Genomic DNA, 12026 nt, shown 5'->3' on the forward strand with positions numbered 1-12026 from the left:
CTACTCCACAGTGATCGTGATGACATCCGATGCCAGCGGCGGGTCGAAGCTGACATGACGGTAATCGTTGAACAGCAGCTGGAGCTGGTGTTCGCCCGGTTCCAGTTCGATGCTGGTTTCGGTCTGCCCACCACCGAAGTGGACCATATTATCGGTTGCCGGCAATGCCTCGGACAAATCGACTTCATCCAGGGGAGTATCGATGAGCAGGTGATGATGTCCGGTGGCTTCTGCCTCGACTCCGGCGGGTGCGACACCCATGCCCTCGAGCCCCATGCGTATCGTCACGGGGCTCGACACGACAGCGCCGTCCTGCGGTGAAATCATGTACACACTGGCACCCTCCGGTGCCGTCAGACGTTCGAGTTCCGCTGCCTGCGTCAGGGCAGGCAAGACCAGAGCGGTCCCCAGTACCACTGGAAGAATCCTTGTCGTGAATCGCATGATGATACCTCCTTATCGCTCATGGATGTTGCCGCCCCGCCAGGAGCACAGCAACACATTGAACCTGGAGTGTAGCAACATCATGCGCCGTCCATCAGCAAAGTCTTCTGGACTCCCTTTCCAGTAACGTAGCCCCCGTGCTACGAAGGCCCAAGCCCACTCACTCGAGCGGTATTCCTCGGCCGCCCTGGCGCATATCCGCTCAACTGCATATTGCGCGATGGCCTGCCTATACTTTACATGCTGATGTTGATTCCCTGCCGATACCTCTGGATAGATATCAGCGCCCCCACCTTCGAGGGCTGGCTACGACACGAGACATGCATAAGCTGAAGTCAGAGCAACACGAGGACACACATCACCGGAGACTCTGGAGGGCACTCCCATGAAGGTGTATCGACCCCAGTGGCGCTGTACGCTCAGCATCAGCGCCAGAGCGCTGGCCTCAGCACGATGGTCAGAACGCCTGGCGTGGTGGCTACGCAGCCTGGCGGATCGTCTGGATGGCAGTACCTGTACTCTGGCAGTCGCACTCAACGTCCGTCCTGCCCTCAGCTCGGACGACATTGATACCTGCCTGGCAAAGGGGTTCGCCCTGTCTCAGGGACTGATGACCTCTCTCGCCCAGCAGGCTGCCTGTGAGAGCGTTCTTCGTGAAGCCAGATCCGAACTGTTCGACAGCAAGTCCTGAGCCTCATTACGCGTGGTCTGCCCAAAGTCGTCCCTGGTGCCATGCCGTAAAGCCGGTCATGCGCCTATCACCGCAGGATCGACCATGATCTATCAATGGCGTCGTCTGGATGAGCCCGGTCTGGAAACACTCAGGCTGGAACACAGCTCCCACGGATACCGTGCAGTCTCGATCGTTGCGACCTTTGGTGCCGTGCCATTCACGCTCTGTTACCAGTGGCAGCTTGATCGCCGATGGCGCACTCAGCGGCTGATGCTCCAACTACTGAAACCGCATGCCGAAGATATGCAGATCGAGCGCCATGGCAGTGACTGGTGGATCAACGGACACCAACGCAAGGACCTGTCGCACTGCGAGGAAATTGACCTTTCGGTGACGCCATTCTGCAACTCGGTAGCCATCCAGCAACTACGCGAAAGTGCCACACTGACAGCGCTGTTCATTGATGCCCCGACAATGGAAATCCTGCCGTCCCGTCAACGTTATCAACGCCATGACGACGATAACTGGCACTACATCGATGAAGGTGTCGCCTGCGGCTTCGAGGCCAGTCTCAAGCTCGACCATCATGGCCTTGTCACCCACTACGAAGGACTATTCGAGGTCATCCAATGAAAGGGTTACAGGAACTGCTGCAACTTCTGGATACTCGCTTGTTGACCGGGCAACCACCAGCCAACGATGCACGGACACTCAGACCCGCACCTCATCCCCCGCGGCAGGGAGTATGCTGCCCACCCTGTGTGCGCCACCACCAGCGGCGACGTCATCCGGCACCGCGTTATCCAGCGCCCAGACAGTGCGAATGAGAGCGTCCGGAAAGAGAAGTCCGGAACGGGTATCGGACAGAACAGGAGCCCGCCCGAATGCTCGAGCAGGCCGGGACATTACATCTGCGCCTGAAGATAATTGGACAGACCCAGCATCCTGATCAGGCGAAGCTGCTGCTCCAGCCAGTATGCGTGGTCTTCCTCGGTATCCGTCAGCAAGGGCATCAGCACATTACGTGTCTGGTAGTCCTGTTCCTGTTCGCACAGGGCAATCGCATCCTTCAGCGCATCACGCACTTCGTACTCAAGCTGCAGGTCGAAGCCCAGCATCTCTTCCACATCCTGACCAACACGCACTTCTGTACGAGTACGGATGTCAGGCTTGCCTTCCAGAAACAGGATACGCTCGATCAGGACCTTGGCATGTCCCTTCTCATCATCGAACTCGTGGGCGATACGCTCGTGCAACTTGCTCAGCCCCCAGTCAGCGTACATCTCGGAATGAATGAAGTACTGATCCATGGCGGCAAGCTCCGCTGCCAATAGACCGTTGAGGGCATCGATGATGTGCTGTTTGCCTTGCATATGAATGCGTCCATGAGTCGTGGATAGAAAGACGGAAAGACATCCTATAACCGAACTCATGGAATATCAATTTTTTCAATAAATTCAGCTATTTGAGATAAATCCTGCGTACGATTCGCATTAGTTTTTCGTTCCGGTCGGAGCGCTGGACACCTGATCTCCCCCACAGACCCACGGAGGCTCTCCCGGCTGGACCTGTCGGGAGAGCCGTCTACCTTACCTTGTCCTCAGTCAGCCGCGACCAGCGACTTGAGGAACTGACCAACATTGGAGTGATGCTGGATCGAGGATACCGGCAGGATTGTCTCCGCCGGCCCCCAGGCAAAGACATTCACCGGCGTATGGGTATGGGTTCCAGTGCCCCAGACGACATTCTGTGAGGTCCCGAGGATACGTCCCAGAACATCACCGCGATCGTTGTAGGGATAGAACGCATCGACATCCGCGATGGCGGGAACTTCCTCTGCATCGAGATAGCTGTGTCCCTCCACATGATGGGGGTTCGGCTTGTCGGTCAGTACCGCTTCTGCCTGGGCTTCGTCGATCTGGAAGTCACTGTTGGCATTGACCATTTCCATCAGGCGAGCGGGTGTCTGCTGCTCCTTCTCGAGAGCCTCGAATTCATTCAGCAACACCCAGAAACTATTCTTCTGCTGATAGATCGAGTCGAGCAGTCCAAAGCCACCAAAGTTGAAGTTGGGAGCATAATCCCGCTCGGCGAAGGCCGGACCTGTCCTGGCCTGGGGCTCCGGCAGATTGGCTGCAGAATAGCTGAGCCCGAACGAGCCCGTTTCATGGTCAGCAGTGACCAGAATCACGGTATCCTCACGCCCTTTGGCCCAGTCGTAAACGCCTTGAATGGCCTCGTCGAACTTGACCAGCTCATTGAGCATGGTGCCAGCATCATTGGAGTGTGCTGCCCAGTCGATCTGACCGCCCTCGACCATCAGGAAGAAGCCGTCTTCATCCTGTTCGAGAATACTCAGAGCCTTCTGGGTCATCTCGTGCAGCGATGGCTCCTGGCGTTCGGGGTCATCCTTCGTATTGCGATAGGTGATGCCATCGGCCATCCCGGAGTTGGCAAACAGGCCCAGCAGCTTGTTGCCTTCGTAGGCATCGAGTTGGTCGCGACTGAAAGCCAGGCCGTAACCACTGTCGGCCGCCTCCTGGAGCAGATTGCGATCATCCTCGCGTTTCGAGGCCGGCTCGAAGGCCCCGCCCATCAACGTCTCGACCTGCCCGGCCACCTCACTGTCCTCGCTCACGGACTGTGGTACCCAGTAGCGCAAGCCTCCGGAGAGCATGACATCAGGACCGGTCGCCAGCATATCCTCAGCGATCGCATTCTCCAGTGAGCGATGTGGCTGATGAGCAGCAAAGGCCGCCGGAGTGGCATGCGTCAGACGAGTGTCCGATACCAGCCCCGTGGCCTTGCCCTGAGACTGGGCCAGCTCCAGTACGGTTTCGACCGGGTTGCCATCGGCATCGATACCAATCACTTCGCTACCGGTGTAGATCCCCGTCGCCAGCTGAGTGGCAGAACAGGCAGAGTCCACCACCACGGCATCCGCAGGGTGCGTCAGGGAAAAGCCCACCACACCTTCGTCAGCCAGTTGGTGAAACGCCGTGGGCTGACCATCGTAGATGGAGTCTGGCGCCTGATTGGCATAGGTTTCCAGCAGCCCTACCTGCTGAGGTCCCATGCCATCGCCTATCATCAGGATCACATTCCTGATTTCAGCGGCACTGGCAGGTGCCGCGGCGCCGACAAGCAACAGACCGCCGAAAAGCGCGCCGATAGCCGGTGTTTGCTTCATGCAATATCTCATTGTTCCATCCTTATTGTTGTCACCATTCTGTCGATGGCCATCAAGGGGGAAGGCTCATCCTGCGCAGGTCTCCCCCAGCCATCGTTTCCTGCAGCCACCGCTTCCTCAACGTCAAGGGCATGTCTGAACCGTCCTGAATATTCAGACACTTGACTGGCCTACCCAAGCAGGAGACAGCCAGCCTTCAAGCCGGTTGCCTCGCCACAGTATCAAACCCGGTGGATAACGAATCGCAATTCATGAATATTTTATTTCATTTTTGTGACGTCGAGAAAACGAGCGACACCTCTACGCCTCTGATACCACTGCGCTCTCCCCCGCTCCAGGTGCAGCATCAGATGGTCGACACAACAGAACGCCGCATACCACAGGAAAGAAGAACGGCACATATCAAGGCCACTGCCGCGGTGACATGAAAGACATGGTTAGTGCCCCAGGCAGCCGCCACGATGCCGCCCATCATCGGGCCTGCCACCTGGCCGATATACTGAAAGGACGTCGACAGTCCCATGACGCGTCCAAGACTACCGGCATCGGTATAGGCATGCTTGAGCGCTGATTTCAGGCAAGGCAGCACACCACCCAGCGCCAGACCCATGGCGAAACGCAGCAACGTCAATACATAGACGTCCGTCACAAGAGCCTGAGGAATGATCAGCAAGGCACCGATACCGAAGCCATATACGGCAACGCGCATGGCACCATAGCGATCGGCCAGACTACCGAGCATCAACGATGACAGCAGGCTACCCAATGCCGTGGCAGAAAGGACGATGCCTGCCGCCGATGTCGTCTCGAACGGATGGTGACTCAAGCTCTCGACCACGCTATAGATGATCGGCTCGATCGACAGGTTGGCCACCAGCAATCCCATGGTCGCAATCAGCAACGTCCAGATCCTGAAATCGAATGGCACGACAATTGGTTGCAACTCTCCACGTGACCTCGGCGGAACATGGTCTTCGCTGACCAGAAAGACGGTTGCCAGAACATTGAAGAGGATCATGCCACCGGAAATGAAGAAGGCCTCGCGCATGCCGACATGAGCGGAGATGAAGCCACCCAGCACGGGGCCAGCCAGACTACCGCCAAGAATGCAGGCAAAAAGCACCCCTTGCGCCTGTCCCGAGCGGGATTCGGGAGCTTCCTTCGCCATGAGAATGGTCGCGCCCGAGGTATAGCCGCCGGCAATGCCCGCCAACAGGCGCAGTATTACCATCTGCCAGGCGCTGGTCGCCAGGCCCATCAAGGTCATGCAGATCAGCATGCCGACGCTGGCACGCACCAGGTTGACCTTGCATCCATAGCGGTCGGATAACCGTCCCCAGAGGGGCGCAAACAGCGCTGCGGTGATGAAGGTCGAGGCATAGACCAGGCTTGACCACAGCCAGGTCTCCCCTTCCGAGTAGTCACCCAGGCTACCGAGATAGTGGGGAAGGAAAGGCAACATGATCGTCATGGCGATCATGTTGATGAATGACCCTGACCCCGTAACCCAGAGGTTCACCTTCCATGCAGCGATTTGTCCCGGCATCCTCTTCTCCATTGAGGGAATGGTTCCAGCAGGCGACAGGAGCAGAGCTGACTGCTCCCAGCCAACGCCGGGAGGCGATGTTAGAGGAAGGATATTGATAAAAACAATTCATATACTTTATGAAATACATTCCATAAAGTTATTAACAAACACACCGTGAAACCATCTGAGTTTATTGATCCCTGAATTGACTCACTGAAAGTAAGCTCACCGCTGACAAGCTGGTGCGTCAGTTGATCCGTGAATGGCAAGCTGGCAAGTCGCGCCCTCGCAATCGCCTCTTTCCTCGGCGAGAACTGGCTTTTCTGCAGAAATGCCTTATCCACGCATCATCCTCCATCATGATGGCGCAGGAGTTATTGATGCAATTGGCGGGACGTGCCAACCATACAAACGCAGGGTCTATGCCACCACCCAAGCCTTGGCCAGTACCTGGACCAATCCTGATCATGATCAGGTGGCGCTGATAATGACCAGCAACAGCCAACGCAAACCCTTCATGAAGGCCCGGGTCGACTCAGTGCATGACGACCATCACCGCCAGCACCACCGTCAGCAATAGTAGGTACACCCCGGCATGAATGCGATCGGGGATGCGCCCGATCCATAGCGACCCCAGACGGATACCGAGCCATGACCCCACCGCCAGCGCCAGCAAGGCGCGCAGATCCACATACCCCGCATACCAGGCGCCCAGAGCGGTATTGCTGGCCGACAGCAACACATAAGTTGCGGTGCCACTTACCGCCATCGGCAACGACAACGGATTGGCCATCGCCGTGGCCGTGGTCATGCTGGCCCCTCTGCGGCGCATCAGCGGCACAGTCATCACGCTCCCGCCCACACCCAGCAAGGCGGCGACTGTGCCGATGAACGTGCCTGTCATCGCTGTCACCAGGCGGGGCATGGGACGTACATCGCCACCCGCCTGGTGCAGGAAACCGGGCCTCAGGATGGCATCCGCAATGGTGATCGCCAGATAGCCGATAAACGCCCAACGCACCCAGTCCCCACTCAGCGATACTGCCGCTGCCGCGCCAAGCACGGCACCGATAGCGATATAGCCGACCAGCGGACGTACCAGATGCCATTGCACTGTCCGTCGTCGATGGTGACGCCACGTCGACAGGGAAGCGGCGAAGATCATCAGCGCGGTCGAGGTGGCAACCGCGATATGCATGGCCTCCAGACCGGCTGCGCTATCCGGCCCATGGACGGAAATCAGCAAGGTATACATCAAGGGAACAACGACGAAACCGCCACCAAAGCCGAACAACACGGTGGTGACTCCGGCCACCCCGCCGCAGAGAAGCAATACGCTATACACCGGAACTCTCCTGTTGGAACTCAACGACAGGAACGATATTCCGATATGAGCTGGCCGACATTCGCCGCTTGGACAATAATCGTTGTATTTCGGCCAGGCTGACGACAATGCTTAATATTTCTCTATCAGACGTGGACCATGTGGCACGGCCCATCGTAGCCATCGGTACTGACTACAGCCTCGGTACTTTGCTCGACTTTCATACCCATCGCCGTGCCCAGTTTCTCTATGGCATGACGGGCTTGATGGAAGTCGACACCGATGACGGAACCTGGGTAGTGCCTCCCTACAGCGGTGTCTGGTTGCCTGCAGGCAAGCGTCACCGGGTGCGCATGAACGGCGTAAGCACCCGCAGTCTGTATATCGAGTCCCACGCGGCCCCACGTTCCTCCCCCAGCTGTGAAGTGCTGGTTGTCACACCTCTCCTGCATCACCTGCTGCTGGCCTCAGCCAACATGCCCGCGCTTTATGACGAGACCGGTCGCGATGGCGCCCTCGCCCAACTGCTGCTGTACGAACTGCAACTGGCTCCGGCGCTGCCGCTGTTTGCTCCTCTGCCCCGGGATCCCCAATTGGCCAGCCTGTGCAGAGACTTTCTCGGCCAACCGCACATCCACAGTCTTCCCGAGAGCTGGGCCCGGCAACTGCATCGCAGTCAACGCACCTTCAATCGCCTGTTCCGTCAGCAGACCGGTATGTCCTTCGCAGTATGGCGCCAACAGGCCTGTCTCATGGCAGCCCTCCCGAGACTGCTGTCCGGTAGTTCCGTTACCCGAACTGCACTGGAACTCGGCTACGACAGTCCGGGTGCCTTCTCCAACATGTTTCGCAAGGTGCTCGGCCAGTCCCCCACATCCTTCGTCCGGTCGGCGACCCGATTGGCGGGAGAATTGCCTAACCACAGTCCGTAGATATTGATTGGCCTGTCATTCACTTACTGTGATTTTCGCTGTCGTTCGACTTACTCATTGAAGTAGGCGTTAAGAGCATCGACGAAGCCTGGCGACCAGGCCGGCAACAAGCTCTTCCGACTTATTTGCTCACAACAGTCTTCATGGGCATATCTCATCTTCATGAAAAGTAACAGGATCGAAGCTCCTGTTCATTTCCTTCACCTGGACGAGCCACCATGAAGCGCTGCATTCCCCCAGCTGTGCAGAGTATTCTGCTTGATGCTTGATATTTTCCATTCACTTTCTATCTTACCGAGAAGGAACTGATAGCTTCCGCATGAATGAAAGAAGTCCTTTTCCGCTGTTGAAAACTCTCGAGATAGTGCAAACCTCATAATCAGATAGTTGCACCTTGCACTGACAACCTTTTCATCTGGTTGTGGGGTAATGAGCAGATTGGAAAAACCATGCTGTTTGCTCAAACTATCGACGGCATTCTGCCGGCGTCTGACGAAGTCATCACCACTCATCGTAGAAGGTGGTTCTCGCCCCGAAGAGGAGTAATCGATGGTGACCTGAGGCGCCAGGCACTCGGCCATGGTTGGCCAATCCCGCTGGTCAAAGGAAAGAAAAAAGCGGCAAAGGACATCATTGATCTGTACGAAGACATCCGGATCGACGGTTCTCACAATACACTCCCATGGATTGAGCGGATCGCTCAATGAGTTACAGGGCTACAAGGCTCATGCAGGCCCCCACCAGGAGCGCTGCACCAGCCGCCCACAGTGAACCACTGAAGCCATGACCAACTGAGTAGAGGCTACTCGCCACCAGGGGGCCGGCAATCTGACCGAGACTATAGATCACAGTCATGGTGGCGAGCAGGTTGCCACGAGCGTGACGTGCCATCCGTTGCGCTGTCGGCATGGCAATCGTCACCGTTCCCATGAAGGAGCTCCCCACCAGTAGTGCGCTGCTCAGATAACCCGTGCCATTGGGGAGAATGATGGGCAGCACCACACCGAGAGCTTGAACGCCCAGGTTCAACGCCAATGACTTTCGCGTTCCCAGCCGCAGGCATATCCGGTGCCAGAGGAAACACGAGGGAGCCGCTCCCAATCCGAAGACTGCCCACACATGCGCGGAGTCCATATCCGGAAGTGCAGTCTTGACCAACAACGGAAGATAGGTCGCGGTAATGATGTAGCCGAAACCTGCCAGACCATAAATCATCACCAGAGGAACCGACCTGACAGTATCGTCACCTCTCGATGTGGTAGGCACCTGAACGAGGTCAGCCTCACCACTTGATTTCAAGCCGGGCACTGCGAGTCCCGCCAGCGCGAGGCTGCTGATGCCGAGCATCAACCAGAGCTCATGACTGTTCAGGCCCAAATGTGCCGCAAGGACAACCAACTCGGCAGATAGAGCAATGCCAGCCCCTACCCCAGCGTACAGCAGCGGCGCGCCATGCAAATGCTTGCGGTGCTCAAGCAACCAGAGCGAAGCGGCAACCATGGAAATCGCACTGAAGGCACCGGCAATACCACGTACCGCGACAATGGCCCAGGTCGCATGGAGAAATGCCAGAACCGCCAGACATGCCACGGTGCCGGCTATCGCCCAAAGACAGAAACGGTACGAGTTGGATGGCCTGGCCTTGATCGCCAGGAGCGCCCCGATGAGATAACCCGCGTAGTTGGCGGAGGCCGCCAGGCTACCTCCGCTCAAGCTGAGCACGCCTTCCTCTACCATATGCGGATAGAGCGCCGTATAGGCGAAGCGACCGACCCCCATGCCTATAGCCATGACAAGTGCTGCCTCAATGGCAGAGCGTGTTCCCGAGGTGAGGGACTTCATGCATCCCCCTGAATGAATAGCTGGCCAAATTTCTGAAATGCCGGGATCTCATAACCGCTGCGCCAGATGAGATGGGTACTTATCGATCCCAGGTCCAGCGTCGCCAGATCAGCCGGAGCACGACTCAGTTCCAGCACACTGTGCGGCAGCAGGGTCACACACGAGCCAGCCGCAACAGCCGCAACCATCGCGTGATAAGAGCCCAGTTCCTGAATCTTCCATTCGCCTCCGGCCACTATACCAAGCCGTTCCTCGGCAATAGTCCGGTAGGTGCACCCCAATCGGAATGCTGCCAATGAGCGAGTACGTACTTGCTCAGGTGTCGTTGCGGCGACGTCCGTGGCTGGTAGCAGCAACAAGAGCTCCTCGTGCCAGACCGGGACGCCCTGCAGTCCCATCTCGGCCAGGCTTGATGGGTCCTTTATCGTTGCGGGAAGTGCTACGAATGCGCAATCCAGCTGCCCGTTGCGCACTTGCTCGACAAGCTGCCCCGTCGGACCTGTGTTGACCTCCAGCCGGGTTGTGGGATTGGCCTGGTGGTATGACGCCAAGGGCGCAGGAAGCCGACTTGCCGCCGTGGATTCCATACTACCGATGCGCAACGTGCCACCACTATTGCCTCCACCGACTACGTGCCGAGCCTCATCCTCCAGGGCAAGCATGCGTTGCGCGTACTCCAGGAAACGCTGCCCCGCAGTAGAAAGCGTGATGCGTTTCCCCATGCGGATGAAGAGCTCCGCTCCCAACTCCGCTTCCAGGTGCTGTATGCGCGTCGTGATGTTGGAAGGCACTCGTCCAAGCCTGGACGCGGCTCGAGTGATACTCAATTCAGCGGCGACTGCATCGAATATCTTCAAGGTTTCCAGATCCACTGCATTCACCTTTTGAAAACGATAGACATAGTATATTCTCAAAAACAGAACAATTCATACCCATTGTTCTCGATACGTTCCTCGATCCGTCAGTGGAGTCATCTGAAATGAGCACCTCAAGCCCGCTTGCAGCCCGGCTGCGTATATTCCCCATCATTCAGGCACCGATGGCTGGCGTGGCTACGCCCGAACTGGCCGCCACCGTATCGAATGCTGGAGGACTGGGTTCTCTGGGCATCGGCGCCAGCAGCGTGGTCCAGGCCAGGCAGATGATCGAACGGACGCGCGAGCTGACGACACGTCCCTTCAACGTCAACGTCTTCTGCCATGAACCTGCCTTGCGAGACGAAGGGCGAGAGGCAGCCTGGCTTGAGCACCTGAAACCGCTATTCCAGGAATGCGGGGCGGACTTGCCAACCTCACTCGACGAAATCTACAAGAGCTTTGTCGATGATGATGAAGCGTTCGAGATGCTGCTCGAGACTCGACCAGCCGTGGTCAGCTTTCACTTCGGATTACCCACCGTGGAACAGGTACGTGCCCTGCAGGACGCCAACATCTATACGCTTGCGACGGCAACCAGCCTCGACGAGGCAATGCAGATTCAGCAACGAGGTATCGATGCGATTGTGGCCCAGGGCATTGAAGCGGGTGGACATCGCGGTATCTTCAACCCCGATGCGGTTGATGAACAGCTGAGTACGTCCGTACTCGTTCGGCTGCTCGTCGAGAAGCTTGACCTACCGATCATCGCCGCTGGTGGCATCATGGATGGTCAAGGAATCAAGGCAGCTCTGGAACTGGGCGCAGCAGCAGCCCAGCTTGGTACTGCTTTCATACTGTGTCCCGAATCGGCTGCCAACGAGGGTTATCGATCAAACCTCAAGAGCGAGCGAGCAGCTGTGACTCGCTTGACCTCAACGCTGTCAGGGCGACCGGCACGTGGCATCCTGAACCGATTCATCGACCACGCAGATCTCGCCACAGGGGTAGAACCGGCTGCCTACCCCGTAGCCTATGACGCGGCCAAGCAATTGAACGCCGCGGCTGCCAGACTCGGCAGCCATGAATTCGCAGCGCATTGGGCAGGCCAGGGCGCATTGATGGCACGCGAACTCACCGCTGACGAGCTGATGCGTCAGTTGATCCGTGAATGGCAAGCTGGCGAGTAGCGTCCCTCCATCGCAGCCGCCCTTTACCCGGCGAGTCTTGCTGGGCTTA

At 57.5% G+C, this 12026-nt stretch carries 13 protein-coding genes; 5 read left to right on the forward strand and 8 right to left on the reverse strand.

Features of this window, described 5'->3' with window-relative positions; all coding sequences use genetic code 11:
* Window positions 1-444: a DUF4399 domain-containing protein gene (locus tag BUE38_RS12535; RefSeq protein ID WP_073435560.1), complete on the reverse strand. Its 444-nt coding sequence runs from the start codon at window positions 442-444 to the stop codon at window positions 1-3.
* Window positions 445-829: 385 nt separating this feature from the next.
* Here BUE38_RS12535 and BUE38_RS12540 point away from each other — a divergent pair, with 385 nt between their 5' ends.
* Together BUE38_RS12540 and BUE38_RS12545 are read left to right on the forward strand one after the other, a co-directional pair.
* Window positions 830-1135: a hypothetical protein gene (locus BUE38_RS12540; protein ID WP_073435561.1), complete on the forward strand. Its 306-nt coding sequence runs from the start codon at window positions 830-832 to the stop codon at window positions 1133-1135.
* A gap of 84 nt (window positions 1136-1219) precedes the next feature.
* Window positions 1220-1750 (forward strand): putative glycolipid-binding domain-containing protein, encoded by a 531-nt coding sequence (locus BUE38_RS12545; RefSeq protein ID WP_073435562.1) that lies wholly within the window; start codon window positions 1220-1222, stop codon window positions 1748-1750.
* A gap of 272 nt (window positions 1751-2022) precedes the next feature.
* Here BUE38_RS12545 and bfr read toward each other — a convergent pair whose 3' ends face one another.
* The 3 genes from bfr to BUE38_RS12565 all read right to left on the reverse strand — a co-directional run bounded on the left by bfr (window position 2023) and on the right by BUE38_RS12565 (window position 5778).
* Complete coding sequence (gene bfr / locus BUE38_RS12555; RefSeq protein ID WP_073435564.1) at window positions 2023-2490, reverse strand: bacterioferritin; 468 nt, start codon at window positions 2488-2490, stop codon at window positions 2023-2025.
* A gap of 227 nt (window positions 2491-2717) precedes the next feature.
* On the reverse strand, window positions 2718-4307 hold the full coding sequence (locus BUE38_RS12560) for an alkaline phosphatase (RefSeq protein ID WP_234986948.1): 1590 nt from the start codon (window positions 4305-4307) through the stop codon (window positions 2718-2720).
* 346 nt (window positions 4308-4653) lie between these two features.
* On the reverse strand, window positions 4654-5778 hold the full coding sequence (locus BUE38_RS12565; protein ID WP_159438885.1) for an MFS transporter: 1125 nt from the start codon (window positions 5776-5778) through the stop codon (window positions 4654-4656).
* Here BUE38_RS12565 and BUE38_RS22970 point away from each other — a divergent pair.
* Window positions 5768-6013: a hypothetical protein gene (locus tag BUE38_RS22970; protein WP_159438886.1), complete on the forward strand. Its 246-nt coding sequence runs from the start codon at window positions 5768-5770 to the stop codon at window positions 6011-6013. The two genes, BUE38_RS12565 and BUE38_RS22970, sit on opposite strands and share 11 nt — an antisense overlap.
* A gap of 357 nt (window positions 6014-6370) precedes the next feature.
* On the opposite strand, the gene BUE38_RS12575 is transcribed toward BUE38_RS22970, so the two are convergent.
* Window positions 6371-7180 carry a sulfite exporter TauE/SafE family protein gene (locus BUE38_RS12575; protein WP_073435568.1) on the reverse strand — a complete coding sequence of 270 codons (810 nt, stop codon included), beginning with the start codon at window positions 7178-7180 and terminating at the stop codon, window positions 6371-6373.
* Window positions 7181-7320: 140 nt separating this feature from the next.
* Here BUE38_RS12575 and BUE38_RS12580 point away from each other — a divergent pair, with 140 nt between their 5' ends.
* Complete coding sequence (locus BUE38_RS12580; protein ID WP_234986956.1) at window positions 7321-8091, forward strand: AraC family transcriptional regulator; 771 nt, start codon at window positions 7321-7323, stop codon at window positions 8089-8091.
* Between the two features lie 200 nt (window positions 8092-8291).
* Here the strand turns inward: BUE38_RS12580 and BUE38_RS12585 are convergent, their stop codons facing one another.
* From BUE38_RS12585 to BUE38_RS12595, 3 genes are read right to left on the reverse strand one after another with little or no spacing between them, the layout of a single operon-like run.
* Window positions 8292-8762 (reverse strand): nuclear transport factor 2 family protein, encoded by a 471-nt coding sequence (locus BUE38_RS12585; protein ID WP_073435570.1) that lies wholly within the window; start codon window positions 8760-8762, stop codon window positions 8292-8294.
* 37 nt (window positions 8763-8799) lie between these two features.
* Window positions 8800-9933 (reverse strand): YbfB/YjiJ family MFS transporter, encoded by a 1134-nt coding sequence (locus tag BUE38_RS12590; protein ID WP_073435571.1) that lies wholly within the window; start codon window positions 9931-9933, stop codon window positions 8800-8802.
* A complete protein-coding gene (locus BUE38_RS12595; RefSeq protein WP_073435572.1) occupies window positions 9930-10805 on the reverse strand; it encodes a LysR family transcriptional regulator in 876 nt (291 codons plus the stop codon). Before BUE38_RS12595 ends, BUE38_RS12590 begins: the two co-directional genes overlap by 4 nt.
* Before the next feature lie 107 nt (window positions 10806-10912).
* Here BUE38_RS12595 and BUE38_RS12600 point away from each other — a divergent pair, with 107 nt between their 5' ends.
* Complete coding sequence (locus tag BUE38_RS12600) at window positions 10913-11977, forward strand: NAD(P)H-dependent flavin oxidoreductase (protein WP_073435573.1); 1065 nt, start codon at window positions 10913-10915, stop codon at window positions 11975-11977.
* The last annotated feature ends 49 nt before the right edge of the window (window positions 11978-12026 follow it).

The sequence above is a fragment of the Halomonas cupida genome (genome assembly GCF_900142755.1).
Classification (GTDB): Bacteria; Pseudomonadota; Gammaproteobacteria; order Pseudomonadales; family Halomonadaceae; genus Halomonas; species Halomonas cupida.

Bases quoted from the DNA above. Each gene is read 5' to 3' on its own strand.
- BUE38_RS12535 (WP_073435560.1), bottom strand. From the start codon at position 444: ATGCGATTCACGACAAGGATTCTTCCAGTGGTACTGGGGACCGCTCTG.
- BUE38_RS12540 (WP_073435561.1), top strand. From the start codon at position 830: ATGAAGGTGTATCGACCCCAGTGGCGCTGTACGCTCAGCATCAGCGCC.
- BUE38_RS12545 (WP_073435562.1), top strand. From the start codon at position 1,220: ATGATCTATCAATGGCGTCGTCTGGATGAGCCCGGTCTGGAAACACTC.
- bfr (WP_073435564.1), bottom strand. From the start codon at position 2,490: ATGCAAGGCAAACAGCACATCATCGATGCCCTCAACGGTCTATTGGCA.
- BUE38_RS12560 (WP_234986948.1), bottom strand. From the start codon at position 4,307: ATGAAGCAAACACCGGCTATCGGCGCGCTTTTCGGCGGTCTGTTGCTT.
- BUE38_RS22970 (WP_159438886.1), top strand. From the start codon at position 5,768: ATGATCGTCATGGCGATCATGTTGATGAATGACCCTGACCCCGTAACC.
- BUE38_RS12565 (WP_159438885.1), bottom strand. From the start codon at position 5,778: ATGACGATCATGTTGCCTTTCCTTCCCCACTATCTCGGTAGCCTGGGT.
- BUE38_RS12590 (WP_073435571.1), bottom strand. From the start codon at position 9,933: ATGAAGTCCCTCACCTCGGGAACACGCTCTGCCATTGAGGCAGCACTT.
- BUE38_RS12600 (WP_073435573.1), top strand. From the start codon at position 10,913: ATGAGCACCTCAAGCCCGCTTGCAGCCCGGCTGCGTATATTCCCCATC.